This is a genomic window from Rossellomorea sp. ABR4_004 (genome assembly GCF_056159585.1).
In genome coordinates, this window is record NZ_JBSWVM010000001.1 from 1,323,515 (window position 1) to 1,350,381 (window position 26,867).

27 protein-coding genes are annotated in these 26,867 nt (G+C 42.3%); 6 read left to right on the top strand and 21 right to left on the bottom strand.

The annotated features are described in order from the left end of the window. Positions 1-145: 145 nt before the first annotated feature. The gene (locus tag ACXAF2_RS06985) at positions 146-1,261 is read left to right on the top strand and encodes an aminopeptidase (RefSeq protein WP_475137946.1); all 1,116 of its coding nucleotides are present in this window, start codon (positions 146-148) and stop codon (positions 1,259-1,261) included. A gap of 260 nt (positions 1,262-1,521) precedes the next feature. On the opposite strand, the gene murC is transcribed toward ACXAF2_RS06985, so the two are convergent. The 9 genes from murC to ACXAF2_RS07030 all read right to left on the bottom strand — a co-directional run bounded on the left by murC (position 1,522) and on the right by ACXAF2_RS07030 (position 11,644). Beyond that, complete coding sequence (murC, locus tag ACXAF2_RS06990) at positions 1,522-2,838, bottom strand: UDP-N-acetylmuramate--L-alanine ligase (protein WP_475137947.1); 1,317 nt, start codon at positions 2,836-2,838, stop codon at positions 1,522-1,524. A gap of 157 nt (positions 2,839-2,995) precedes the next feature. Further along, the gene (locus tag ACXAF2_RS06995) at positions 2,996-3,664 is read right to left on the bottom strand and encodes a hypothetical protein (RefSeq protein ID WP_475137948.1); all 669 of its coding nucleotides are present in this window, start codon (positions 3,662-3,664) and stop codon (positions 2,996-2,998) included. Positions 3,665-3,672: 8 nt separating this feature from the next. After that, the gene (locus ACXAF2_RS07000) at positions 3,673-4,776 is read right to left on the bottom strand and encodes a nicotinate phosphoribosyltransferase (protein ID WP_475137949.1); all 1,104 of its coding nucleotides are present in this window, start codon (positions 4,774-4,776) and stop codon (positions 3,673-3,675) included. A 108-nt stretch (positions 4,777-4,884) separates the two neighbouring features. Next, positions 4,885-7,683, bottom strand: a complete 2,799-nt coding sequence (locus ACXAF2_RS07005) for a DNA translocase FtsK (RefSeq protein ID WP_475137950.1) — start codon at positions 7,681-7,683, stop codon at positions 4,885-4,887. A gap of 338 nt (positions 7,684-8,021) precedes the next feature. Next, a complete protein-coding gene (ytpR, locus tag ACXAF2_RS07010) occupies positions 8,022-8,627 on the bottom strand; it encodes a YtpR family tRNA-binding protein (protein ID WP_475137951.1) in 606 nt (201 codons plus the stop codon). After that, complete coding sequence (locus ACXAF2_RS07015; RefSeq protein WP_475137952.1) at positions 8,627-9,436, bottom strand: DUF1444 domain-containing protein; 810 nt, start codon at positions 9,434-9,436, stop codon at positions 8,627-8,629. The genes ytpR and ACXAF2_RS07015 overlap by 1 nt, the downstream gene beginning before the upstream one ends. Before the next feature lie 167 nt (positions 9,437-9,603). Further along, entirely contained in the window at positions 9,604-9,921 is a 318-nt protein-coding gene (locus ACXAF2_RS07020; RefSeq protein WP_148970975.1) for a thioredoxin family protein, read from the bottom strand. A gap of 1 nt (position 9,922) precedes the next feature. Continuing rightward, complete coding sequence (locus ACXAF2_RS07025; protein ID WP_475137953.1) at positions 9,923-10,954, bottom strand: PTS sugar transporter subunit IIC; 1,032 nt, start codon at positions 10,952-10,954, stop codon at positions 9,923-9,925. A gap of 183 nt (positions 10,955-11,137) precedes the next feature. Beyond that, entirely contained in the window at positions 11,138-11,644 is a 507-nt protein-coding gene (locus ACXAF2_RS07030) for a hypothetical protein (protein WP_475137954.1), read from the bottom strand. 172 nt (positions 11,645-11,816) lie between these two features. Between ACXAF2_RS07030 and ACXAF2_RS07035 the strand changes: the two genes are divergently transcribed. Continuing rightward, on the top strand, positions 11,817-12,263 hold the full coding sequence (locus tag ACXAF2_RS07035) for a YtoQ family protein (RefSeq protein WP_475137955.1): 447 nt from the start codon (positions 11,817-11,819) through the stop codon (positions 12,261-12,263). Positions 12,264-12,471: 208 nt separating this feature from the next. Beyond that, positions 12,472-13,965: a peptide MFS transporter gene (locus ACXAF2_RS07040; protein WP_475137956.1), complete on the top strand. Its 1,494-nt coding sequence runs from the start codon at positions 12,472-12,474 to the stop codon at positions 13,963-13,965. A gap of 112 nt (positions 13,966-14,077) precedes the next feature. Here the strand turns inward: ACXAF2_RS07040 and ACXAF2_RS07045 are convergent, their stop codons facing one another. The 3 genes from ACXAF2_RS07045 to ACXAF2_RS07055 form a co-directional block, all read right to left on the bottom strand. Then, positions 14,078-14,308 carry a hypothetical protein gene (locus ACXAF2_RS07045; RefSeq protein WP_475137957.1) on the bottom strand — a complete coding sequence of 77 codons (231 nt, stop codon included), beginning with the start codon at positions 14,306-14,308 and terminating at the stop codon, positions 14,078-14,080. A 139-nt stretch (positions 14,309-14,447) separates the two neighbouring features. After that, positions 14,448-14,978 carry a DUF84 family protein gene (locus ACXAF2_RS07050; RefSeq protein WP_475137958.1) on the bottom strand — a complete coding sequence of 177 codons (531 nt, stop codon included), beginning with the start codon at positions 14,976-14,978 and terminating at the stop codon, positions 14,448-14,450. A 114-nt stretch (positions 14,979-15,092) separates the two neighbouring features. Continuing rightward, the gene (locus tag ACXAF2_RS07055) at positions 15,093-16,166 is read right to left on the bottom strand and encodes a M42 family metallopeptidase (RefSeq protein WP_475137959.1); all 1,074 of its coding nucleotides are present in this window, start codon (positions 16,164-16,166) and stop codon (positions 15,093-15,095) included. Positions 16,167-16,388: 222 nt separating this feature from the next. On the opposite strand from ACXAF2_RS07055, the gene ACXAF2_RS07060 reads away from it, so the two are divergent. Then, the gene (locus tag ACXAF2_RS07060; RefSeq protein ID WP_475137960.1) at positions 16,389-16,703 is read left to right on the top strand and encodes a hypothetical protein; all 315 of its coding nucleotides are present in this window, start codon (positions 16,389-16,391) and stop codon (positions 16,701-16,703) included. Between the two features lie 70 nt (positions 16,704-16,773). Here the strand turns inward: ACXAF2_RS07060 and ACXAF2_RS07065 are convergent, their stop codons facing one another. Both ACXAF2_RS07065 and trmB read right to left on the bottom strand, forming a co-directional pair. Next, a complete protein-coding gene (locus tag ACXAF2_RS07065) occupies positions 16,774-17,616 on the bottom strand; it encodes a YtnP family quorum-quenching lactonase (protein WP_475137961.1) in 843 nt (280 codons plus the stop codon). A 141-nt stretch (positions 17,617-17,757) separates the two neighbouring features. Then, positions 17,758-18,402: a tRNA (guanosine(46)-N7)-methyltransferase TrmB gene (trmB, locus tag ACXAF2_RS07070; protein WP_475137962.1), complete on the bottom strand. Its 645-nt coding sequence runs from the start codon at positions 18,400-18,402 to the stop codon at positions 17,758-17,760. A gap of 262 nt (positions 18,403-18,664) precedes the next feature. On the opposite strand from trmB, the gene ACXAF2_RS07075 reads away from it, so the two are divergent. Beyond that, complete coding sequence (locus ACXAF2_RS07075) at positions 18,665-18,943, top strand: YtzH-like family protein (RefSeq protein WP_475137963.1); 279 nt, start codon at positions 18,665-18,667, stop codon at positions 18,941-18,943. Between the two features lie 4 nt (positions 18,944-18,947). Here the strand turns inward: ACXAF2_RS07075 and ACXAF2_RS07080 are convergent, their stop codons facing one another. The 5 genes from ACXAF2_RS07080 to thpR form a co-directional block, all read right to left on the bottom strand. Continuing rightward, the gene (locus tag ACXAF2_RS07080; RefSeq protein WP_148970986.1) at positions 18,948-19,721 is read right to left on the bottom strand and encodes a phosphotransferase family protein; all 774 of its coding nucleotides are present in this window, start codon (positions 19,719-19,721) and stop codon (positions 18,948-18,950) included. A gap of 187 nt (positions 19,722-19,908) precedes the next feature. Beyond that, positions 19,909-22,053: a type I pullulanase gene (pulA, locus tag ACXAF2_RS07085; RefSeq protein ID WP_475137964.1), complete on the bottom strand. Its 2,145-nt coding sequence runs from the start codon at positions 22,051-22,053 to the stop codon at positions 19,909-19,911. Next, complete coding sequence (locus ACXAF2_RS07090) at positions 22,047-23,000, bottom strand: diacylglycerol/lipid kinase family protein (protein ID WP_475137965.1); 954 nt, start codon at positions 22,998-23,000, stop codon at positions 22,047-22,049. Before ACXAF2_RS07090 ends, pulA begins: the two co-directional genes overlap by 7 nt. Next, the gene (locus ACXAF2_RS07095; RefSeq protein ID WP_475137966.1) at positions 22,997-23,962 is read right to left on the bottom strand and encodes a nuclease-related domain-containing protein; all 966 of its coding nucleotides are present in this window, start codon (positions 23,960-23,962) and stop codon (positions 22,997-22,999) included. The genes ACXAF2_RS07090 and ACXAF2_RS07095 overlap by 4 nt, the downstream gene beginning before the upstream one ends. Before the next feature lie 23 nt (positions 23,963-23,985). Continuing rightward, positions 23,986-24,537 carry an RNA 2',3'-cyclic phosphodiesterase gene (gene thpR / locus ACXAF2_RS07100; RefSeq protein ID WP_475137967.1) on the bottom strand — a complete coding sequence of 184 codons (552 nt, stop codon included), beginning with the start codon at positions 24,535-24,537 and terminating at the stop codon, positions 23,986-23,988. Positions 24,538-24,702: 165 nt separating this feature from the next. Here thpR and cysK point away from each other — a divergent pair, with 165 nt between their 5' ends. After that, positions 24,703-25,632 carry a cysteine synthase A gene (gene cysK, locus ACXAF2_RS07105; protein ID WP_475137968.1) on the top strand — a complete coding sequence of 310 codons (930 nt, stop codon included), beginning with the start codon at positions 24,703-24,705 and terminating at the stop codon, positions 25,630-25,632. An 87-nt stretch (positions 25,633-25,719) separates the two neighbouring features. Here cysK and ACXAF2_RS07110 read toward each other — a convergent pair whose 3' ends face one another. Together ACXAF2_RS07110 and dat are read right to left on the bottom strand one after the other, a co-directional pair. Continuing rightward, positions 25,720-25,998 carry a hypothetical protein gene (locus tag ACXAF2_RS07110; RefSeq protein ID WP_475137969.1) on the bottom strand — a complete coding sequence of 93 codons (279 nt, stop codon included), beginning with the start codon at positions 25,996-25,998 and terminating at the stop codon, positions 25,720-25,722. A gap of 13 nt (positions 25,999-26,011) precedes the next feature. Then, entirely contained in the window at positions 26,012-26,866 is an 855-nt protein-coding gene (gene dat / locus ACXAF2_RS07115; protein ID WP_475137970.1) for a D-amino-acid transaminase, read from the bottom strand. Between the last annotated feature and the right edge of the window lies 1 nt (position 26,867).

Genomic DNA, 26,867 nt, shown 5'->3' on the forward strand with positions numbered 1-26,867 from the left:
TACTAGTATTTCTTCCTTCCCCATGAATTTTCCTGCATGAAAAAATAAAAAATATTTCTTGATTTATCATTTCACATTTTGTTTCTCTCATCCATTTTTGTTTTAGGGTACAATAATAAAGACCACACAAAAGGGGGAAGATCCAATGAAAGATCCACGCATTGAAAAACTGGCAAAAAATTTAATTCAATATTCCGTGCAGCTACAGCCTGGAGAGAAAGTATTGATCGAAAACTTCGGATTACAGCGTGAGCTTGTAACAGCACTCGTTAAAGAGGCATACGCAGCAGGGGGATATCCTTTCGTATCCATCAAAGATCACGCAGTCGACCGCGCATTATTGATGGGCGCCCAAGAAGAACAATATAACATGATTGCAAGCTTTGAAGCGAATGTCATGGAACAGATGGATGCGTATATCGGTTTACGCTCAGGTGGTAATATCAGTGAACAATCGGATGTGCCTGATGAAAAGATGAAGATCCATGGAAATACGATTGGTAAAAAAGTACATAGAGAAATTCGCGTCCCTAAGAAAAAGTGGGTCGTGCTCCGCTATCCTACTTCATCCATGGCGCAGCTTGCCAACATGAGCACAGAAGGATTCGAAGACTTCTACTTCGATGTCTGCAACCTGGACTACAGCAAAATGGACAAAGCCATGGACAACCTGGTTGAGCTCATGAACAATACGGATAAAGTCCGCCTTGTCGGAGAAGGGACGGACCTTACATTCTCAATCAAGGACATTCCTGCAGTGAAATGTGCGGGACGCCTGAACATTCCCGATGGAGAAGTATATAGTGCACCTGTAAAGGATTCAGTAAATGGAATCATTTCCTACAATACACCATCACCTTATAATGGATTTACCTTCGAAAACGTAAAATTGACATTCAAAGAAGGCAAGATTGTAGAAGCTACTGCAAACGACACAGATCGAATCAACAAAATCTTTGATACGGATGAAGGGGCAAGATACGTAGGTGAATTCGCCATTGGTGTGAATCCGTACATCCAGCATCCGATGCAGGACATTTTATTTGACGAAAAAATTGATGGCAGCTTCCACTTTACGCCAGGTGAATGCTACGAAGAAGCGTACAATGGAAACCACTCGAACATTCACTGGGATATGGTGATGATTCAGCGTCCTGAGTACGGCGGCGGTGAAATCTATTTCGATGATGTATTGATTCGAAAAGACGGGCGATTTGTCATTGAAGAACTTGAAGTGCTGAATCCTGAGAATTTGAAGTAAGACTGAAGAGTCACCGTCATGAATCATGACGGTGGCTTTTTTGTTTCAGGGTGCAAGAAAGATCATGTTGAATCATCTCATGAATAAGGTCAGATATTCTCCTGCTGAACAACTTTCTCATTTCAACTGTTGATTTTCGCATCCTATTCTCCTGCTGAATATCCCTCTTTTTTTAACAGGTGAATTTCTACAAACATTATCCTGTCAAACCTATCTCAAAGCATAAAAAACCGGCTCTCATAAGAACCGGTTTTTCCAAATTAATTTTCTGCTACCTGTTCCTCCAGCGTTTTTTCATACGCTTGTTGGAACTTTTGTACATCTCCTGCTCCCATGAAAATAAGCACGCTGTTGTCGTGTTTTAAAAGGGCAGTGGTATCTTGTTCGTCTATAATGTCGCATCCTTCGATCTTACTTTCAAGATCGTGGATCGAAAGTTTGCCATGATTTTCACGTGCAGATCCGAAGATTTCACATAAATACACTTTGTCAGCAAGGCTCAAGCTTTCGGCAAACTCAGAAAGGAAGGTTTGCGTACGTGTGAAAGTGTGAGGCTGGAAGACAGCGATAATTTCTTTTTCAGGATATTTCTGTCTTGCCGAATCTACGGTTGCCTTAATTTCAGTCGGATGATGAGCGTAGTCATCGATCAGGATCTGGTTGCCCACTTCTTTTTCAGAGAAACGGCGTTTAACCCCTTTGAATGAGCTTAATCTTTCCTGGACGATAGCTGTATCAAGCTCTTCGTAATGACAGATGGCAATGACGGATAGAGCATTCATGATGTTATGGTCACCGAATGTCGGGATCTTGAATGCCGCATAAAATTCATTACGGACAAACACATCGAATGAAGTCCCGGATCTGTCCCTTGAAACGTTTCTCGCCTGGAAGTCATTCTCCTCAGCGAAGCCATAAAATACGACTGGCACTTGAGCCTGGATCTTCTGTAACTGTTCGTCATCTCCACATGCGATGATTCCCTTTTTCACTTGCATCGCCATCTCCTGGAAGGCAGAGAAAACGTCATCCACATTGGCAAAATAATCGGGATGATCGAAGTCAATATTCGTCATGATGGCGTAGTCAGGAAAATAAGACAGGAAGTGGCGGCGATATTCGCACGCTTCAAAAACAAAGTATTGTGCATCCACTTCCCCTTTCCCTGTTCCATCCCCGATCAGGAAGGATGTTGGCTTTGCGCCACTGATGACATGTGCCAACAATCCTGTTGTAGACGTTTTTCCGTGTGCACCGGTCACCGCTACACTTGTAAATTTCTGCATGAAGTCTCCAAGAAATTTATGATATCTAGTGAGGGGTAGACCTTGCTCTACAGCTGCCTGAATTTCTTCATGTGTATCAGGAAATGCATTTCCTGCGATCACATGCATATCCCCTCCAATGTTTTCTTTTTGGAACGGGAGAATTTTTATATTTGATTCATCCAGAGCTTTCTGAGTAAAGAAATATTTATCTACATCAGATCCTTGGACCTCGTAGCCCATATCGTGGAGTATTTGGGCTAATGCACTCATGCCCGACCCCTTAATTCCTACGAAATGATATATAGTCATAATAGAACCTCCAACAATCGTCTATCTAAAAGCATTATATGAAATGAATATTATTTTGCTATCGGTCTTAAGCTTTTGATATCTAGTATAGAAAAAAGCGAACTTTCTTCAACTTGAAACATTATATCATTTTTTAAAATCCCTGACCATGCACAAGCTACGAAAGACTGCGGATAATGAAGTTTGGTGCTTCTTCTTTTAAATATGTTCTCCATAATACCCCAGTTTTCTGATTCATTTGACCATAATGATTTTTCACGTCTGATAAAATCTCCTCTGATTTGACGGGGAAAACGGGACCTAAGATCCACTGATGAGTTACTAACGGGACTTTCCTCACGAAATAGACCCCGCCCTCACAGATTCCCTTTTCTTTACAATCAAGGTTTGTTTTAACAGAAACTTCTTCATCCTGAATGACATTCTGACAAGTAAACGTAACTTCTTTGTTCAGAGTATCGATTTTTCTAATGATGATGGGTTCCCAAGCTGCAGTCAGCACGATGGCACCGAGCAGTTTGACTGATTCATGCAGGAAATGGGACTGAAGAAATTGAAAGAACAGGGTTTGACCTTTAATGGTCTTATAATCAAATAAAAACCATTCCTGAAACAGCTGTTCGACTTCTTCATCCATTTGGATGTCATCATGTGTAAGGAAACGCTTCGAGAAAATCATCTTGGCCCGTACCTTTTCTCTGATGTTCGTTTCCTTCAAAGCGAAGTCATACGCTTTTCTATACAGGTCTTTTATTTGGTCTTCGGCCATTCCCTGCTTTTTTTGTCTATATTTTTCTAGATTTAAAAGGCTTTCTGGTTCTTGCATCCTCTCACCTATTCGAATTCTACTTTTTCCAGACGGGGGTTTGGACGGAGTTTTCTTCCTGCCTTTGCTTCAGGGGAACCGTCAATCACGACGTTATCTCCCGTAAATCCGACATGGATTTTCAGAAGACTGCTTCCCACTCCATACATATCGACTGGAACTTGATTTTCCTCAAACTGGCGAATACGATCTTCATTAAATCCACCTGACACCACAATCTTGACGTGGTGGAATCCTTCTTCATCCAAGGCATGTCTTAATGCGTTAATCAGTTGCATGTTTACTCCCCGCGGATCAAATGTTCCAAGCACATGTTGATTACGGAGGAAATACTTATCGATCATCATTCTTGATGTATCTACCCTTACCCCTTTTAATTCAGGGCCAAACTCCCGTGCTACCTTTAATGAGTCTGTAATGGCATCATTATTGTAGTCAACCAGGGCAATGAGCTCGTCTTCAGGAAATGTTTCCTGATACGCTTTGGTGGCTTCTACGATATCCCCATTGAATAATTGGATCAGGGCGTGGGGCATGGTCCCCATCCCTTTCTTTCCCCACCATTCGTTCATGGCATGGGTCGCCTGAGCTGTGGATCCACCGATAAATGCTGCATATCCATCCCCGGCCTGCTGAGTAAAGTGATCATCCCGATCCCCCATGAAGATGACAGGTTTTTGTTTCCCTGAAATAGAGGCAGCTTTCATTACGTTGTAGACACTCGTCGCCACCGAAGTTCTTCTTGCCAGGATACCATCGATGATTCCTTCTAAATAGCCAAAGTCCTGGTAACGACCCTTGATGGTCAGAACGGTTTCAAATGGCGAGATTTGATCTCCATCCTTTAAGGAATGGATTTCAAGATTTTCCGGGCTATCAGCGAAACTATGTAGAAGTGCAATCACTTCATCCGTTCCACAAATAACGGCATGATTCTTTTGAAAGAATTGCATGGTGACAACGGCATCCGGTTTATACTTTTTGGCAATTTCCTTCGTTTTCAAGAAATAAACCGCTGAAAACCAGCCGTCCTTGATTCTTTCGTCAAACTTAAATGTATGATTGGTCAATCTGTTGAGTTTTCCTTGAAGTTTCAATTCTATTTCTTTCATCACTAAAGCTCCTTATGGCTTTTCCTACACAAAAATAGGTATTCTGTTTACTGAATCCGAAAAGGACACATATAAACAGAATACCATGTATTAAATGATTCTACTAGTCTATGCCAGAGTCTCCAATTCACTTTCGGAAATCAGGACATCCCTTGGTTTACTGCCTCTGGACTCTGAAATAATTCCATTACTCTCCATCATTTCCATCAATCTTGCCGCACGGTTATAACCGATTCTGAATCTTCGCTGCAAGCCCGATGCAGAGGCCCCCCCCTGGTCGACGACAAACTCACAGGCTTCTAAAAATAATTCATCTTCTTCCTCGGTAACCTGTTCTTTCTTGATCAGTTCATCCTGTTGGAAGAGATAATCCGGTTCTCTTTGCTCTCTTACATGATTGATGATGTCATCGATTTCGTCATCTGACACGAAGGTTCCCTGCAGGCGGACCGGCTTCGATGATCCATTTTCCAGGAAGAGCATATCCCCCTTACCAAGAAGCCTCTCAGCCCCGCTTCCATCGATGATCGTTCTTGAATCGACGCTTGATGATACGGAAAACGCCACTCGTGTCGGTACATTCGCTTTGATCAAGCCTGTAATGACATCGACTGATGGACGTTGGGTCGCAATGATTAAATGAATCCCACATGCACGGGCCTTCTGGGCGATCCGGCAAATCGCTTCTTCAACATCTGCAGGCGACATCATCATCAGGTCAGCTAACTCATCAATGACGATGACTAAATACGGCAGCATATCGCTGTATTGTTTATTCCGTTTAGCCAGTTCATTGAAGCGTTTAATATCCCTTACACCTGTATGAGCGAATAACTCGTATCTTCTTTCCATTTCTTCAACAGCCCATTTTAGTGCTGCAGTAGCTGCCTTCACATCCGTTATGACCGGACTGACGAGATGTGGGATCCGGTTATAGGGAGCAAGCTCTACCATCTTCGGATCAATGAGAAGCATCTTCAATTCATCCGGTGATGCTTTGTACAAGAGACTCACGAGTATCGAGTTGATACATACACTTTTACCCGATCCGGTAGCACCGGCGATGAGTCCATGTGGCATTTTGCTTAAATCAGTCACGATCGGCTGTCCGGAAATATCGAGACCAAGAGCGGCGGTCAGAGGGGAAGACGGCTCTTGAAACTCAGGACTTGCGATCACTTCACTAATACAGACAGGACGGCTCTCCCGGTTGGGTACTTCAATACCAATCGTATGCTTACCGGGAATAGGGGCTTCCATTCGGATATCCCTTGCAGCCAGGCTCAGCTTAATATCATCTGATAGATTGGTAATTTTATTCACCTTCACGCCAGGTTCCGGCTGAACCTCGAACCTCGTGACTGATGGGCCTTGTGTGACATTCACTACTTTTGCCCTCACGTTAAAGTTATGAAGGGTTTCGTCCAGTAATATTCTTTGTGAATCGAGCCACTCTTCGCTCATTTCCTTTGATACAGGAGGCATCAGATAATCCATTTCAGGAAAGACATAGTCTCTTGTCCTTTTAGAAGATGAGCTTAATTCGCTATAGCTCTTTACCGCTTCCTCTCCTTGAACAGGGCCGGATTGAGATGATTTCTCTTCTGGATGCTGAATGAGTGCAGCCCTTTCTTGATTTTCTACCTTTACAGGCTGTTCCTTCTTCTCTTCTTCTCCTGCTTTCTGTGTTAAGGCTTGATGCTCACTTTCCTTGCGGGGAGTCGCTTCATTTCCGGCTTTGCGTTTATTCAACTGTCGCTTATCCTGGTTTAGCATCAATACGTTAAAAGGAAGATGAGATCTCTTTCTCGGACGGGGCTCTTCCTCCCTCGGCGCTTGTCGGGAACGTGCAGGTTCTGATACTTCCTCTACTCGTTCCTCCTCAATCATGGATTCACTTTGTGCAACAGGTTTTTCTTGAACCGTTTTTTCTTGAACAGGATGAACGTGTTCCTGAACATGTTCTTCATTTCCTTGATCTTCACGTACAGAGTGAACAGGTTGCTGTGGTGGATTTTCCTGCACAGAGTCATCAAGCTCTTTCTGTTTATGTGATGAATACTCCAGCTCCTGGGTTGGTTGTTCCATTTCAGAGATAAGTGAAACACGTTCACTTGGTTTCTGGGAAACTTCTTCAATAAGCTCCACTTTTTGATCAGAATTTTCAACTGGAATTGGTTCATTGTTATCTTCAGCTACAACCAATAGAGTATCTTCAACCTTCGATTCATCACGTTGTTCTTCCGGAAAATTCATCATTGCAACAGGTTCATCGTTAATAAGTTTTTCGGATTCAACTGGTTCAACTTCGACAATGGATGCTGATTCTTGTTCCACGGGAATTGAATCCTCCACTACAGATAGAGTCTCATGATCAATCACAGCCTCTTTGTTCTCTTCTTCATTATGTAAAAATTTCTTAAGCTCGAACTCTACCTTGTCTTCCTTTTTTACCGGTCGTCCTCTAAAACCATAAATGGGGGAAGGGATTTCTGTAGGGGTGAACGGCCTGCTGTTTCCCTTTTCCACTTTAGGAGATTTCTTCGGTTGAACTTTAACCGATGGTTTTTCTTCTTTCCACTTTCTATTTTTAGGAGCGTGGTCCTGACTCTTTTCCTTCTGTTCCTTAGGCGGCTCTTCCTTCTCCTGACTTCTTCGATTTCTATTCGTTCGTGGACGCTCTATATCTTCTCCATCCGATATGAGAGGAAAGCGAAAAGTCCCTTTAGGATATTGATACGTCATCCTTGCTTCTACATCACGTGAATGGTTGGGCCCTACTATATTTTTACGTTCAGTCTTTTTACGTTCAACATGCTGAACTTCATCATTGTTTTCATCATAAATCTCTTCAAATTGATCATCATTATCTGATAATTTACCAAACATTTTTTTAATCCAGCTCACAAACATCACTCTTTCTTTCATACTTATTTATATTTTATCAGGTAAAGAGAAAAATTCGAGTCATTTCGATAGAATAAGAGAATTGTTAAAGAATTGTGTCGAAACAAACATAGGTGTAAAGAGAATGTAATACGTTTTGGAAGATTATCTTCGGAACTATGTAGCAGAGCGAGTGGTGGTTGATTTCCGCTCCAGGTGCTCGCTTTCCGCGGGGCGTGAGTGGAGCACCTTCCGCTCCAATCAACTTATGAATGTTCTATCCATCCCAATCATACGACCTCTAACATAAATAGAAACAAAAATACCTGAGCCCACATTCCGGACTCAGGTATACATTTTTAAGCTGTAAATGGTTGACCAACTTGGTAAGTATCTTCAAGAACAAGGATCCCTTTTTCTTGGGGAGCATCCGGAAGTGCCAGTTCTTTGGCCGAACAAATCATGCCTGATGATGCCACTCCGCGAAGTTCTGCATCCTTGATGACCATTCCGCTTGGCATGACAGCGCCCACTTTCGCAACAACGACTTTTTGTCCTTTGTCAACGTTAGGAGCACCACACACGATTTGCAGGGTTTCATCCCCAACATCCACGGTACAGATGTTCAATTTATCCGCATTTGGATGCTTCTCTTTTTCAGACACATACCCTACCACGAATTTTGGTGAAAAGTCTGCTTCCAATACTTCATCGAAACCGTTCTTCTTGATGGCTTCATTGATCAATTGGAGCTTCTCTTCATTCATTTCGACAGGCCCCACTTCACTTAAATCCATATACTTTGATGCATGGAATAGGTTATACCCAAGTGTTTTCCCTGTTTTCTCATCAAACAAACGTGCAGCATCTTCTTTTCTTTCATGTAGAACTTCTCCCTCGAACCCTGGATGCATGGTAACAATCAGGGTATCACCAATACCTTCTAAGTTATAAAATACGTTCATTATTTTTTCTCCCTTTCCTTTTTGCGATTTTTTGCCAGAATGAAAATCGGCTCCAATTCTCCTTCTTCGTACACAAAGGATAGTGCCGTAATCGGAACATTCCCTGACGTAAAGAAGCTCATCGTCAGTTGGGCAAGAACATCATAGCCCGTTTCATTGCGAATATCCCCGATGACCAAAACATCCTGATGAGGTACGGATACAGTCATTTCACCTTGAACATCCTTGCTCACCTGCTTTAAGAAAGCATCATTCAAAATACGACTTGCATCATATCCATCATTATTATTTAGAAAATAGAAGAAGTTTCCTGCGACTTCATCTTTCTTCATTTCAGTTGGTAAGCTTCTGACATTGAATAAGGCGGTTTCCTTCATTTGCTCGTGAGACCATCCTTCAGCCTTTAGCATATTCTCATCTAACAGGCGGTAGGTTTTCCCCAGGTCAACAGCATAATAGATACGTGTTTCAGCTGTATGATCATCTGTAACGAGGGCAACCCCTTCATTGGATTCTGTGGCAAAAGAAGTGGAACGGATCACTGGAAACACTTTTTTCTCTTTATCCCCAAGGTCTGCACCGGTACCCATTACGTTTAATGCTTCTTCCACGTAATACACCACTTCATCGATAATGGATTTATTGTTTTCTTTCCACTTGGATACAATCGGTGGCAGGGCGACGTTGATGCCTTTTTTCGTATCAGTGTTCTCAATTCTAAGTGAATCCTTATCTCGATCATATGTAAACGTACGATTCGGTTTCTCTAATCGTTCCTGGAGTATACCTTTTAGCTTTTTTATGTCCAAATCTGATCCTCCTTTGGTGGTACTATTATAATAGAAAGTATCGATCCATCTCTGATGCATTCACTTATAACATTTTACATCAAAATGCTTAGAATACAAAAGGAACCTGTTTCATTTCAGGCAAAAAGAAAAGGGATCCCAAAATAAGGTGATCCCTTTTCATCCTATTATGAAGATAATGTGTTCATGAAGTTCTCGATTTGTTCTTTTGTTTTACGGTCCTTATTAACAAATCGTCCAAGTTCACGGCCGTCTCCGTATGCCAGGAAGCTTGGGATTCCAAAGATATCCAATTCAATGCACAGATCAATGAATTGATCTCGATCTACGTATAGGAACGTGTACTCTGAGTATTGACTCTCGATTTCCGGGAGGATCGGCTCGATGATCCTGCAATCCGGACACCAGTCCGCTGAAAACATAAATACATGCTTGCCGCTTTCTTTCAACTGGTGAAACTCTTCCACTGATTCAAGTTTACGCATTTTATTTGCCCCCTGTTTCAATCGTCATTTGATTAGGTTTAATCCAACCTAGTTTACGCATATATTCAGATATTAACAGGCTTATGAATGCAGGTCCAACAAAATGCAACAGAAGGATTCTCAATGTTACATCCCAAGTGAATCCCATCGTTTTAAATGTCATGATTTGACCGACGAATCCGCTGGTTCCCATTCCGGCTCCGGCAGCATTGTTTTCCATCAACCATATCGTAGTTCCGATGGGTGCCAATATCATGCCCGCTACGGTCGGAGGAATGAGAATGCGGGGATTTCGGACAATATTCGGCACTTGAAGCATAGAAGTACCTATTCCCTGAGCCAATAATCCACCTACTTTATTCTCCCTGTAACTGATGACAGCAAATCCTACCATTTGAGCAGCACATCCAATCGTTGCGGCTCCGGCAGCGACTCCATTCAATTCAAGCATAAGGGCGATGGCCGCACTCGAAATCGGTGCTGTCAAAGCAAGACCCATGAGGGCAGCAACCAGAATTCCCATAGTAATAGGACGTTGTTCAGTCGCCCAGCTGATCCAGCTGCCAAACATGCTCATAAAGTCGGCAATTCCCGGTCCTATAAAATAAGCTATCGTAAACCCTGAAAAGATGGTGACGAATGGAGTGACAATGATATCGACTTTCGTCGTTTTACTGACTAACTTACCTATTTCCGTTGATATGACAGCTGCTACATAAGCTCCCGCCGGTCCACCTAAGCTTGCACCTGCTGCTCCCGTAACAACCGCAGCAAACAAGACAAGGGGTGGTGCCCCAAGACCAAAGGCAATGGCTACCCCGATCGCAGGACCCATCAAGCTGATCGCCAGACCGCCCATCTCAATGAAAAATTCACTCAAGCCAGGGGAAAGTGGAAGCTGTTCCCCGATCGTCTTAATGATCAATCCGATGATCAATGAACTGAACAACCCTAACGCCATATAACTTAACGCATCTATGAAATACACCTTTGCAGATAATGTAATGCCTTTACTCTTTAAGAATTCTCTCACTTGATTTCTCTCCTCTGTGTTAACCTTCTTCCTTTTACTAGTGTAAAGACACTTGTTTGTTTTGTCTATACATTTTCCCTTCACCCGGCAATCAATTTCCTTCTATTTTCCTTATAATAAAGCGTTCTTATTCACGTATATAAAAAAACCGATTTTCCGCCTAGCGGAAAATCGGTCTTAACGTTATGATTTATGTTTAACTGAAGCTGCCATTTTCATCATAATCTCTGCATGATCTGCCAGATCATCTAATTCCGCTTGTGTCGTTACCTTTGTTCCACCCACTCCAACAATAAGTTCGTATTCTTCTGTATCGGGCAGTTTCTTAATGACATAGTATCCTAAGCGATTGTCCTCTTTAAAAGTCCCATGTTTCAAGAGATTTTCATTGTCACTAATGGCCATTTTATATAGAAGTTCACTATCCTTATTTTCCTGAGGGTTCGTGAAAAGTATAAAAGTATCAGAGCTTTTTGAAATAATGATATTATTCGGCGATTCTTTTTCTATTTTTGCTCCAAATGGAAGATAAAAGGTAATGTTTCCAGCCTCTTCTTTAGCTGCTTCATTTGAACTTAATGTGTTCTCCACCACTTTGGCTGTCTCTTCTTTTTCTTGATCGATCGTCGTGTTGCATCCGGCTAAAATAAGCACAAGAATAAAGAAAATGACTGTCTGTTTGATTTTCATCCTATACTTATCCTCCCTTTCATGCTTAGGACCTACGCTTATGATACCCTCACAAAGTCCCATTGACAACCCTTCCAAAAATAAATCCTGCCTTTTTAATGGGAAAACAGGTTATTTTTAACTTGCATAGGGTATTTATGATAAAATGACTAAAAAAAGGAGGGTGAAAAACATGGAATTCACAGTGTATCTGGCAGGGGAAATACATAGTTCCTGGAGAAACGAGCTTAAAAAGAAAGCAGAAGACCTTCGTCTCCCTCTCTCTTTCGTCGGTCCGATGGAAAATCATGAACGTTCCGATGCAATCGGGGAAGAAATTCTTGGTGAACAACCAAACAAAATACTCCGCGATGAGGCAGCTTCGAGTATTAACAATCTTCGAACAGAGTTACTGATGAAAAAGGCCGATGTGGTGATTGCCTTGTTTGGAGAAAAGTACAAACAATGGAATACTGCTATGGATGCAAGCACCGCCATCACACTTGGAAAGCCGCTGATTCTTATTCGTCCTGAGGAACTACATCATCCGTTAAAAGAACTTTCAAGCAAGTCAAATGTCACCGTGACAAACATAGATCAGGCGATCAAGGCGTTATCATACGTTTTTGAAACAGAATAAAATCAAGAAAATACGCATGTCGTCCTATTTGGGCGGCATGCGTTTTTTTATGTTCATTACATAATCCCCAAAACTTTTTTACTATTTCAAAATAACTTAATATTGGCAATCTAAAGATATTTTATGTTATTATTAACAATTTATAAACTTTTTTTGACTTTATGAAAATATTAAAATATTATAGTAAAAGAATAAGGGAGGTAGTAACATGTCATCAATGAATAAACAGAAAATTGTGGATAGTGTCCCTCAAAAAGGTTTCTTTGGACATCCGAAGGGATTATTCACTTTATTCTTCACAGAATTTTGGGAGCGCTTTTCCTATTACGGAATGCGTGCCATCCTCGTATTCTACATGTACTATGAGGTTTCAAAAGGCGGACTGGGCCTAGAGCAAAACACAGCTTTAGCAATCATGTCGATTTATGGTTCACTTGTATATATGTCCGGGGTAATCGGAGGCTGGTTGGCAGATAGAATATTCGGAACTTCGAAAGCCGTCTTCTACGGTGGAATATTCATCATGTTTGGTCATATTGCTTTATCATTTCCAGGAAGTTTAGCCATGTTCTTTGTTTCGATGGTATTGATCGTTGTCGGAACAGGATTATTAAAACCAAATGTTTCAACAGTTGTCGGTGAAATGTACAGCGAAAGTGACACTCGCCGCGATGCAGCTTTCAGTATTTTCTATATGGGTATCAACCTGGGTGCATTCATCGCTCCACTAATTGTTGGTAAGCTTATGGAAACAAAAGGATTCCATTGGGGATTTGCGGTTGCAGCCATCGGAATGTTCTTAGGTCTTGTCGTATTCATGGCAACAAAGAAAAAGAATCTTGGTCTTGCCGGTACCTATGTTCCAAACCCGCTTGCACCAGCTGAGAAGAAGAAATATGGTTTAATTGCAGGATTAGTTGTTGTTGGACTTGCCATCATTTTAGGTATTACGATTCCTGCAGGCTTATTTACATTAAACGTCTTTATTAATTTGGTAGGTATCTTCGGTATCGTCGTTCCAACCATTTACTTTATCGTGATGTACTATAGTCCGAAAACAACGCAAACTGAACGTTCCAGAGTCATCGCTTATATTCCATTATTTATCGCAGCGGTTATGTTCTGGGCGATTCAAGAACAGGGATCAACCATCCTTGCAGTTTACGCAGATAAACGAACTGAGCTTGAATTCATGGGGATCAGCATATCTCCAGCCTGGTTCCAATCGTTAAACCCGTTATTCATCATTCTATTAGCTCCAGTGTTTGCTTGGATGTGGGTGAAACTTGGTGATCGTCAACCATCGATTCCGAAGAAGTTTTCATTCGGTCTATTGTTTGCCGGTTTATCTTTCTTAGTGATTCTATTACCTGCATACTTCACAGGAGAAGATTCACTAGTAAGTCCTTTATGGCTAGTGCTTAGCTATTTGATTGTTGTACTTGGTGAGCTATGCTTATCACCAGTCGGTCTTTCTGCCACAACCAAATTAGCTCCAGAAGCTTTCTCTGCACAAACGATGAGTCTTTGGTTCTTAGCTTCAGCTGCTGCACAGGCGTTGAATGCACAACTTGTCCGTTTCTACACACCAGAAACAGAAACGCTGTACTTCGGGGCAATCGGAGGTATGGCAATCGTATTGAGTATCGCTCTATTCCTGCTTTCACCTAAGATTCAGGAATATATGAAAGGTGTAAAATAATTGATTTAACCCTCTGAATGTTTTCAGAGGGTTTTTATTTACCTTCAAGGAGTTACTTCTTCAATATCTGTTAAGGTATAAAAAGAACTCCGCATCAAAACGGAGTTCCATTCTACCTATTAGAAAGAGCCACAGCCACATTTTCTTCTTCGTCTTCTTCTACGGTTATCTTCAGCTCCCAAGACATCGTCATCTCTTCTTCTGCGACATCTTCTACGATCATCATCATCTCTGCGGTCACGTCTTCTTCTGTCACCAAAAAGCAACTTATTCCAGTCACAGCATCTTCTGTCATCACGACGGTCATCACGACGGTCATCACGACGACCCCCAACTCGGTCATTACAATAATGGCATCCCATAAATTCTTACCTCCTTAGAAAGAATTTATCAGATAAAATAAAGTCTGATATACTCCATCCTATGAATAACAGGTAGATTTGGTATGGGCCAAGTACCCTCTAAGGGCAAAAGTCTATCGATTATTTGTCCTGCTCTTTGTTTCTCAACTGCCACTGACCTATTAATAGCTGAACCACGTGCAGGAACATAGCCTCTCTTGTAATGAGTCCATTCGTAAACACACCCACTGCGCCCTCTTTTTTCCTTATCCCTGAGATTTGAGTGTACTCATCCATCAAGGGTCCCAGCTCTTCCCCTCCCTTTAACCGACTGCTGATTTCTTTAGGAAGGAGGATTCTGGCACCTCCACCAATGATTTCGTTGCCGCTCCGATCCACAAGTGCCCCCCAGTTACAGACAAACATTCCGTAAAGTGATTCCGTCACTCCTCCTTCAAGACCGATCCCAATATCGCTATCAGTTGCCCTCAATATGTTCTTGGCACGATTTAACGCACCTTCGATGGTCTCTTGATCAGAGATTGGCTGCTCACCTACATTTGATTCTGTTTTGAAACACTCGAACTCTATGTCCTTATAGTGTTCCTTAAAAGCCTTTTGAATGGCTTGTACCTTTGCAGGATTTGTCGTTCCAATTGCTATTTTCAACAAATTGATACCTCATTTCTAAGGGAGAGTCACTCCCTTTTTGTCTCTAGAAAAAGACTGTCTCAAGAAGTTCATAAATGAGACAGCCTTTTTAGTATATTTTATTTTGAACATGAATTAGCCGTTTGATTTAATGGATTCAATTGTGGAACGGTCACATTGCTTCACTAATTTGACAATCAGTTCTTTCGCAGCCGCATAATCATCTACATGGATCATGGATGCATGTGTGTGAATATATCTTGAACAGATACCAACAACTGCACTTGGGACCCCTTCATTTGACATATGTACTCTTCCGGCATCTGTTCCGCCTTGAGAGACAAAATATTGATATGGAATATCATTTGATTCAGCTGTATCTAGAACGAATTCCCTGATGCCTCTGTGGGTAACCATTGATCGATCAAGAATGCGAAGGAGAGCACCTTTCCCTAATTGGCCAAATTCATTTTTGTCTCCTGACATATCATTTGCCGGACTTGCATCGAGGGCAAAGAAAATATCAGGATTAATCATATTGGCTGCTGTCTGGGCACCGCGTAATCCCACTTCCTCCTGAACCGTGGCTCCGGAATATAGGGTGTTGGGAAGTGTCACACCTTGCAGCTCTTTTAACAGCTCAATGGACAATCCGCATCCATAACGGTTATCCCATGCTTTTGCAAGGATCTTTTTCTCATTTGCCATTGGTGTAAACGGACAAATCGGTACGATCTGCTGTCCTGGTTTAATCCCGATTTCCAGTGCATTGTCCCGATCATCAGCACCGATATCAATAAGCATATTCTTGATCTCCATTGGCTTCCTACGTTGTTCTTCTCCGAGCAGGTGAGGAGGGATGCTTCCGATCACACCGGTAATCGGGCCATTATCTGTGATGATCTGAACACGCTGAGCAAGCATAACCTGACTCCACCAGCCTCCAAGGGTTTGAAAACGAATCATTCCATTATCCGTAACAGACGTGACCATGAACCCTACCTCATCCATATGCCCTGCAACCATCACAACAGGATCCTGATCAATGCCTTTTTTCACTCCAAACACCCCGCCCAGGCGATCCTGGACAATGTCATCTGAGTATTGAGACAATTGTTCTTTCATAAATTTACGGACCGCATGCTCATTACCGGGTGCTCCCGGCAATTCAGTCAATGTTTTAAAAAGTTCCAACGTATCTTGTTTCATGTCGTATGCCCCTTTTATTTAAAATCTACTTTATGTATAATCTTATTTTACAGAACTTTCGAACGTCTTACCACCAATTGAGAAGAAAAGGAGTTCTCTTTTTTATTATTTCTTTGATAGAATGTACCTATAGATGGAAAATTATCGAGAATCACCAGGGAGATAGTGGATAGTATGCTATCCCTAAACATCAAATACTCATTGCCTGTGGAGGGAATAAAAATGAACTGGAAATCTTTCATGATCGGAATCGGAGTCGGAGCAGTAGGCGGATATTTTCTTAAAGAAAAACTGGATGATTCAAACATGGTTTCTGCCGAAAAAGTATTAAGGGACGTAAAACTTTCATTCAAAAAAGAGGGGAACATTGACGGCTCCTGGATCGGAATGAAGCCCGAAGACTATCAGAAGCACTCGGTCAGAACGAAAGTCTATAAAGGTGGCGTATCCAGAAGAAAAGACGGTGAACTGGAACAATATGAGTTTTTAGCAGATGCGTATACGGGTACTGTTGTGGATGTGTATCCTTTATCTTAAAAATGGCATAGCAGCATCATAAAAAGGATGATCCCAAAATGCCCTGGGACCATCCTTTTTCTATACATTATTATTTTTCCCTCAGTACGTGATCAACGATTTCTCCATCTCTATTCCACTTGATCCCTCTATAAACCGCATCATGATAAAAAAGGAACCAGTATTCTCCTTCAATCGCTTGATTGATCCACTTGTCTTTGGCATCGATGGACGTCATTGGATAGTCGTCGTAAGCCAGTACCCACAGTGGATTTTTGTGGGCGTGAGTAGGCATGATATCCGCCATATGAATGAACTTCTCCCCGTTATGATCTAAAAGGATAATTGAATGCCCGTCACTGTGACCTCCCGTATGCACCATTGTGATTCCAGGAAGTACTTCCTTTTCTCCTTCGAACGTTTCCACTTGGGATTGAATACTCTCCCAATTTTCTTTCCAGTATGTATTGCGGGAGCGCACATTCGGATTTTTCATTTCATCCCATTCCACTTGGGAGGTGTAAATGGTTGCATTCGGGAATACTGGAACAAGCGTATCTCCCTCATATTTTGTTAAACCGCAAGCGTGATCGAAATGCATGTGGGTCATCAACACCACGTCAATTTCATCTGGTTTCATGCCCAGTGCTTCAAGGGATTTCTCGATATCCGACTCTTCATGCACACCATAGTTACGTTTTTGTTTCTCATTCAGCTTCCCTTTACCTATACCTGATTCAATTAATACATTCTTCCCTTCCCATTTAAAAAAGAGCGGATCTGTCCGTAATTCGATTTGATTCAAGTCATTCACGGCATATTTTTTTGACCAAAGAGGCTTTGGGACCACTCCGAACATAGCTCCCCCATCCATGTGAGTGACGCCGCCATTCAGCCAGTGTACCGTTAAATCTCCAACTTTCAACGTTTCCATTTTGACTCCTCCTTTGTTCATACCCTTTTATTTTATCAGAATTTATGGACAACTTATAGGTGGATGCTCTAATCGCTGCAACCATCATGAATACATGAAAAAAACAGCCCTGCGAGATCGCAAGGCTGCTTTAACAGTGAATTATTGATTTTGATATTGGGCTTCGACCAGGTAGATTCTTTGGCCTTTGGCTGAAAATTTTTCTTCATATTCAGTCATGATATTTCCTTCAAAATCGCTTTTGTGAAGATCGAGACTCAAGAAATTCAGATGCAGCCCGTACCATGAGAAGCTCTTTAATGAGTACTCGAATAAGCCTTGATTATCTGTCTTAAAGTGGATTTCTCCGCCTTTGATCAGTACATCTTCATATAGCTTCAGAAAATCTTTATACGTCAATCGACGTTTTTCATGTCTGTTTTTCGGCCATGGATCAGAGAAGTTCAAGTACACTCTGCTTACTTCTCCTGATGCGAAGTATTCAGTCAGGTTCTTTGCATCGACATTTAACAGCTTGACGTTAGGAAGCTCAGCCTCGATTAAACGATCAAGAGCTGTTACAATGACGCTTTCATATAACTCGATTCCAATATAATTAATGTCCGGATTGGCTCTGGCCATTTCCGTGACAAATTGACCTTTTCCAGTTCCTACTTCGATGTGAATAGGATTATCATTGCCAAATTCTATATTCCATTGACCTTTTATCTCCTGGGGTTCTGCCACAACATACTGTGGATGGTCACTGATTTTCTCAGAAGCCCACGGTTTATTACGTAAACGCATGTAGACACCTCTTTTTTTATTATCGAAAAAAACATACCACGACTCTTCGTCCTGTGCAAGAGTCAAAATAGAGCCAATTTCGCTTCAGATTTTCTGGCTGATATACACCCACTTCAGGTCCGTCCCTCAAAAAGCGCGCATAATTGAAAAAGGAATTCACACACTATTAGTGAATTCCTTTTTCGGGTCTGGTCATTTTGGAGGGCTGAAAAAGTACGTGTTTCTTTAAATCTTTGCAGACGAAAATGAAAGGGTGTACTCTATGCCTTTAAATTCACAGAATCAAATGCAGTTATTATCAGATATCTTAAGCAATCACAGTACGGATTGCTGCGGTTCGGTTTCTGAATGTGAGCAAGTTGAACGATTGGTGAAGTCATTAATGGTTAATGCTGATATTCACGAAAACGTAAAGCCTGTCCTGCAGGAAATTTATCAGTATAGTCAAAGCGGGATATCCTCAGCTGACTTATCCAACCATATTACGTCCAATCAAGCAAACTTGACCCAATGGGTTACGGATATGAACAACTACTCTTAATAAATCAAATAACTTTGTGAAGATATTCAATCCAGTGATTCATTTCGTGAAACCGGGCTTTTCCTTTATGCCACTGAATGGATAATATCGTTTGTGCGACCACATACCATTTCATTCTCAGCTTTAAGTTATCGGTTAACTCAACACCATATTGAGTCAGCCAACTCTCCCATTGGTCTTCAGGGATATACCAGTATAATAATAGACCTACGTCAAAGGCCGGGTCGGCGATCATCGCCCCGTCCCAGTCGATTAAATACAACTGGTTGTAATCAGACAGCAGCCAGTTGTTATGATTGACATCACCGTGACAGACGACATATTCTTCCTGATGAACTTCCAAGAGCTCTTTTTGAAGAAATAATAGCGCCTCTCTAATAACAGGCAATGAAAGAAGATCGAATTCTAAGCCTGTCTCCACTTCCGTGAGCATATGCTCCGGCTGAAACGGCTCTTTTCCCAACCGCTCAAGCATGGTTGAAAGCGGCTTTGAGGAATGAATCTTGTTAAGCAGCCTTGCCACCCGTTCATCCTTCATTTCTTCCGGCTTTAATTCTCTCCCATTTAACCAGTGTTGTGCCGTTATGACATCCCCGTTCTCTAGTCTTTTTGTCCAAACTAGCTTGGGTACGATTCCTTCTGCAGACAATACAGCCACAAAAGGAGAGGAATTGCGTTTCAGAAATAACCTTTGCTCTTGGTACTGAGCAAAGAACGCTTCTCCAGTAGCACCGCCTGCGGGGACTATTTCCCAATCTTGGTCAAATAAGTGTTCCAATATATTCACCTTCTATTGGTCCTTTGTCATGTTTATATGTTCAGTTACGTTAAAATTTGAATTCATTCACTACATCAAAAAAAGTCTTATAAAATAAAAAAGACAGCTATTGGGCAATACAATCAATAGCCATCTGTTTAAGATTTTATCGTCATCTTGCGTTTTCGTCAAGCACTGGAATGAACTGCTACCTTACAAACACATAGGAAGAGACAGGTTCAAGGGTTATGGTTGGCTCTTCTACCCCATAAAGCCCGCTTACATTTGCCCTGTTTCCGTCAGACAAACAAATCCAATCTTTTCCTGCCGGGAGGGAATACTGACACTTCTTCGAATCTGAATGGAAGACCATGAATATATCGTTCCACGGTCCATACGGATGGACATTCTGATAGCGGACCACAACAAGATTTTCGATGCTATGAGAGACTTCCACATGTTCCCGGATCAGGCCGCTCCTTTGAAATCGGAAGGCACCGTGACTTTTACGGATTTGAATCAGTGCTTTCACGTATTGAACCACATCATCGAATTCTTCTCTTCTCGTCCAGTCTAATTGATTAATTTCCACAGGAGATTTGTAGCTGTTTTCAATCCCCTTTTTCGTCCTGTAAAATTCCTGTCCTGCATGAATAAACGGGATCCCTTGAGATAGCAGTACCATCGTGGTTGCTAATTTATGTCGATTCATAAGGGTTTCTTCATCTTCATTTAAACAAGCTTTCATTTTATCCCAAAGGGTGTGATTATCATGGGATTCCACATAGTTGACGGATTGGGTCGGCTCTTTAAAGAGTCCTCTTTCCCCACTTTTCATCCCGATACTTCCAGTCAGGACGAGTTCCACCTTTTGTTCCAAATGTCCGTGACCGAGGGCAAACCCTTTGTCATATAAGTTAAACGTACTTCCTTTAATGGTGTCCCGGAACCAGTCATTGAATTGACCGATCCCTTGAAGCTGATGGGCGTTACGCAGGTTGGCTTTTTGATGGGGTGGCAGGGGTGTGTTCAGGTCCCAGCCTTCTCCTATGATGATCGCTCCAGGCAAAACCTTATCCACTTCTTCACGGATGGTCGTCATGGTCTTAGTATCAAGAATTCCCATCAGGTCAAAACGGAAGCCGTCGACACCGTACTCTTTTATCCAATAAAGAATCGAATCAACGATGAATTTCCTGGCCATCAGGCGTTCTGAAGCAAAATCATTTCCCACTCCCGTCCCATTTGAAGGTAAGCCATTTTCGTCGTGACGGAAGAAATACCCGGGCACAAGCTTTTCAAAGGATGAATCCTCCCGAATGAACACGTGGTTATATACCACGTCCAATATGACCCTGATATTTTCTTCATGAAGGCTATGGATCACGCTTTTCAGTTCATTGATCCGCTCATAGGGATCTGCAGGCTGTAAGCTGTAGCTCCCTTCCGGCGCGTTAAAAAACAAAGGGTTATATCCCCAATTGTAGCTTTTATCGGAAGGGTGATCCGTCACCCCATCGAAATCATTGACAGGAAGCAGTTCAACATGGGTGATACCCAGCTCCTTTAAATACTGAATTCCACTACTGAATCCTTTCGGGGTAGAAGTCCCTTTTTCTGTAAAGGCACGATATTTCCCTGCGAATTTCATGCCGCTTTCTTTTTGGGCTGAGAAATCACGGACATTCAATTCATAAATGACAGCATCTGCAGGTGAAGATAACGGTGCCAAGGAAGAAGGTCCCTCCATTCGTCCAAGGCTCACAACACATCCCCACTCACTGTCGTATGAAACCGATTTAGCATATGGATCAATCAGTTCATCCCAAACCAGGTTGATACACGTTAGAATTGTATAATAATAGCGATCTACATCGCTATTCACCTTACATTCCCATACGCCTTTCTCGCCTCTCGCGAATGGGTACTGGATTTCTTCATCATCAGGGGATTTCAGCTTAAGTCTTACCTCTGTTGCCGTCGGAGACCATATTTTAAAAACGGTGCACCCCTCTTGGTATGTAACACCAAGGTCATCCCCGTCGTAATAAAAACGTTGGTCAAACTCTTCGGTCCTTATGACCGCTCCGATTTGCAGGTCTGTCTTTGTGTTATGCTCATCGACAACTTCATAGACTTCACCCAGGACAACCTTCTCACTCTGAATCGTCGTGACATATTTCATCGCATCATTGAGGGGAATCTTTTCTTCAATATGAAGAGCTATTTTTTCACTGCCTTTTATGAGAGAGAAGTGACTGGAATTCCCATCATGATAATCGTATGGAAGAATCAATGTAACCGTATTGAACGTATCTAAAAACGCATCGTAATGCCTGCTAATGACTAACACTTCTGCCACCCACTTTTGTTTAACATTTTCCAACTTAATGGAAGAACATGCAGCTTCAATTCATACCCTTTCTTCAGTTCTTCCATTGTGTCTCCGTCTGCGTGCACTGGTACATCCTGACTCGATCGGATGGTCATCGCTGTTCCCGTGCACGTACTGACTTCTTTGAAAGCCGTATGTTTTCCGAAGAAGACAGATAGAAAGACCAGGAGTAATTTCCACCTAGACAACCCATGGACAAGGGTCATATCAATAGATCCATCATAAGGGCTAGCCTGTGGGGCAATCTTCATTCCTCCACCAAAAAAAGGCTGATTCGAAACTGTCACAAACCATACCTTGTGAAACACCTGCTCTTTTCCATCAACATTTATCGAAAGGGAAAAAGGTTTATACGTAAACGCTTCCTTACAAAGGAGGATAGGATAGATCAGTTGTCCAAGGGACCATTTGTTCAACCACTTCTTAAAGGATGAACGATTTGCCTTACGGGCAATCTCAGCATCAAATCCTATCCCTATATTATTCACGAAATACCCAATTGGTCCGCTGTTCATGGTAAATTGACCTGAATCCAAGGCCACGATTTCCCCTTTTTTTATACCTTCCTTTATTAAGGTATATGCTTGTTTTTTATTGTTAGGCCAATTATAGCCCCTTGCAAAATCATTACCACTTCCTGATGGAATATACCCTATTACGACCTTGTCAAAACCGATTGTTCCACTCACCACAGAGTTCATGGTCCCATCACCACCTACTCCCACTACCAGGAGCCAGTCGTCTGGAGATTGATTGACCACACTCGAAACAATCTTCTTCACGTCACCGGGGTGACCAGTCAAAAAGACCTCATGTGGAATATCGATGGTTTGACTAAATTGATTCCACGAAGATAAGGAGTGATGATTCTTTGCTGAAGGATTCACGATAAAAATCGTCCTCATTGTTGGTTCTCATCTGATTCAACAGCATGATCTCCCCACTGAAGCCTTTTAAATGAAGTAGTTTGGCAATACTCCATGATGGCTTGTGCCGCTTTCAACTGGACACTCTTGATCGGTGAAGAGCTCAAGCGCTGCTGCTGGAACCATTCGTTGTGGAGACGTTTGTCAAGAAACTGAATGCCCACCGGGGCCTGTGGGTAATCTATGTATCCATTTCTGCTTATCACGCCTTTATGAATCGGAAGGTCCACACCTGCATATTGAATGATTTGATGGAGTATTCTCTCCATCCTTCTCAGTCCGATTAGAGGGTTTAATACCTTCGTCTCTACGTCTCCCCATTTTTTTAACCAGAAACGGTCTCCTGAACCGATGTAGGCAGTTCCCTCTTCAAATTCAAGAAAAGTTAAGCACCAGATCCCTGTTGGGGTGATCAAAATGGTTTCGAGTTCTACAGGGGCATGCTTAATTTTTAATACCGGGTTGTACAATACAAAAATGTTATCTGGAAAACGCTGAAGCAGGTACCGTAATCGTTCGTCATAATGATAGCTGTTATCTACATAGGATTTCTCCATGATCGTGGAGCTTGCCCACCTCAACTGAAAATCAAATACAAGGTCCAGGAAGGAAACCTTCAATTCTTCCTCCGTAGAGATATCGTGATGTGATTCCATTTCAAATGCGATTTCTTCATCATTTGCCTGAATGGAGCTTGAGAGCTCTTCTTCCTCTTCTTTCTTTTTGAATAGTGAAAAGAGCTTCTCTTTCATGGAGTTCCTTTCCTGTTCTTGTTCTGCCTCCTTCATGATCGGGGAAGCTACAGGGAATTCACCGTTTTCCCAATGTTGTTTCATTTTTTCCCATTGCTGCTTTTTTAATCGGACAAATTGGGAAGGATATCTATATAAATCCGTTTCGTACCTGGAAACGTAATCTTGAAGTTTAATCAGCTGTGCCATATGGATCGGTCCTTTCATGACGGTCAATTTGCATGTAACGGTTTGGTATAAATAGCTTCATACTTAGGCAGACGGTCTACGTGCGTTCGATATAACACGACTTCTCTTGCAGTGAACAAATGGGTGTCAGGCGGCTGAAACGATTTCAACCATTCGGAAGTAAAAGGAAACTCTCTGTTCCACTTTCGCCCTACGGTGATATGTGGAGAGAAAGGTCTCTTATCTAATTGAAAGCCCGCATCTTCACACACACCATACACGCTGTCCCGAACCCGATGTAAGATTTCAGAAGGCTGAGCGCCCAACCATAGAATTCTCGGTGAATCACTTTTTCCAAAAGTACCGTAGTGATCAAGGATTAATGAAAATGGGGGACAATCCAGCGCATCCACTTTATGGATCACGGGTTGGAGTTCATCTGCACTTCCCAAAAAGGCCAATGTGATGTGATAGTCCTGGGGGTGCACCCAGCTCTGAAAAGAACCCTCATCCTTCATTGGCTGCGTCCACTTATGTATATAGTGTTTCGTTTCTTGAGATAGAGATAGTGCAAAGAAATAGTGAGCTTTCAACATATCACTCGTCCTTTCATTCGTTACTACCATTTTAGCAAAATGTGTCATGAGAGAGAATGACTAGAAAGAAATGCAATAAAAATGAAATACAAAGCTCATTTATTTGATAAGCTTTATCTGAATTAGTACGATAGAAGAAGAACGTTTTCTGAAAGGAAGTTGACCATGAAAGTTGTACAAAATATAGCTGAACTCATCGGGGACACTCCCCTTGTCAAATTGAATCGACTCAATCCAGCTGACGGAGCGGATGTATATGTCAAATTGGAATTCTATAACCCGAGTAAAAGTGTGAAGGACCGTGCAGCCTTTCAAATGATCGTTGAAGCAGAAAAGGAAGGCTTATTAAAAGACGGATCGACCATCATAGAGCCAACAAGCGGAAACACGGGTATCGGCCTTGCCATGAATGCAGCAGCAAGGGGATATCGCGCAATCCTGGTCATGCCCGATACGATGACTCAAGAGCGTATCAATCTGTTAAAAGCATACGGAGCTGAAGTAGTCTTAACACCTGGAGATGACAAAATGCCGGGCGCTATTGAAAAAGCGAAAGAATTAACAGAGCAAATCCCAAACAGCTTCATGCCGATGCAGTTTGAAAACGATGCGAACCCGGATGCCCACCGAAAAACGACGGCCCTTGAGATTGTGGAAGCCATGAAAGAAATCGGCAAGCCCTTATCTGCATTTGTTGCGACTGCCGGAACGGGGGGGACGATTACAGGAACGGGTGAAGTGTTAAGAGAGCATTATCCGGACCTCGCCGTTCATGTCGTGGAACCGGCGGGATCTCCTGTTCTTTCTGGAGGAAAGCCCGGGAAGCATAAGCTAGTAGGGACGAGCCCAGGATTTGTTCCAGATATACTGAATACCAGTGTTTACGATGAGATCCATAAGATCGAAGACGAGCACGCCTACGATATTGCCCGTAGAATGGCAAGTGAAGAAGGAATCCTTGTAGGGCCTTCATCAGGGGCCGCTTGTTATGCAGCCATTGAGGTGGCGAAGAAATTATCACCTGACGATGTAGTCGTGTGCATTGCCTGCGATACAGGAGAAAGATATCTATCAAGCGACCTGTTCAGATTTTAATATACAAAAGCCGCTTCGACCTACTCATCGATCCGGACGATAACCAAAAGAGGCTGCGCCCATGACGGCGCAGCCTCTTTCTTATGTTCATTTAACCTTTTGATACTGCGTGATGAAATGTTCAGGAGACGACTTAACAACAAACGTCCACACTCCTTCAATCGTGTGAAGATACAAAAAAGTATAGAAAGCTGACAATGGTTTGCTTGTCACATCCATCACGTCCTTGATGGTGAAGCTTTTCGTAGGTGTCTCGATTCGATCACTGTATAAATAAAGGTGCTCCTCTGTCTCTACCGTGAATTGCTGGTTGTCTTCTATTCTTCGTTCGGTCTTCATAAATGGTTGTGAACAAATCAATCTCATGTAAAGCCTCCAACTATTTTACCGGGCTTTGCTCCCTTTTTCTTTCACTGAAGAGTACCTGCAGCTTTTTCGTTACAGAACCGGGTTTCCCATTCCCAATCACCTGTTGATCGATCTTAATGACGGGCATGACTTCTGAAGTCGTACTTGCGATGAATACTTCATCCGCTTCGAGAAGATCAGGGACAAGAAACGCCTCTTCTTGAAAAGAGATATTATTTTTTCTGCATAAATCTTCAATGACTCTTCTCGTAATCCCATTGAGTATCAGGTTTGTTACGGGATGCGTGTAAATGACTCCATCTTTCACCATGAATGCATTAGAAGAGGAACCTTCCGTCACTGTGTCCCCTCGATGCAAGATGGCTTCGAAATGACCATCAGAAGCAGCTTCTTCTTTTGCCAACAGGTTTCCGAGAAGATTCAAGCTCTTAATATCACATCTCAGCCACCTGATATCTTCGACCAGCTTAGCCGTTACACCTTGCTCCATCTGGTGAAGAGGAACAGGAAAATCCTTCGTATAAGCAACGACGCTTCCCAAAACCTCTTTCGAAGGAAAATGGTGCTGACGGGGAGACACCCCCCGGGTCACTTGCAAATAAACAATCCCGTCTTTCACTTGATTGGAATCGATAAGCTCCAGGAGATACCCAGTCAGTTTTTCTTCTGCATACGGAATAGCCAGCTTCATCTTTTCAGCACTTTGATAAAGCCGCTCCATATGCTCTTTCATCGTGAACGTGTTTCCGCCGTAAACGCGGATCACTTCATAGATTCCATCCCCGAATTGATAACCTCGATCCTCAATATCAATCTTCGCATCGGCACGATCGATGACTTCCCCATTTACAAATACTGTGTTCATT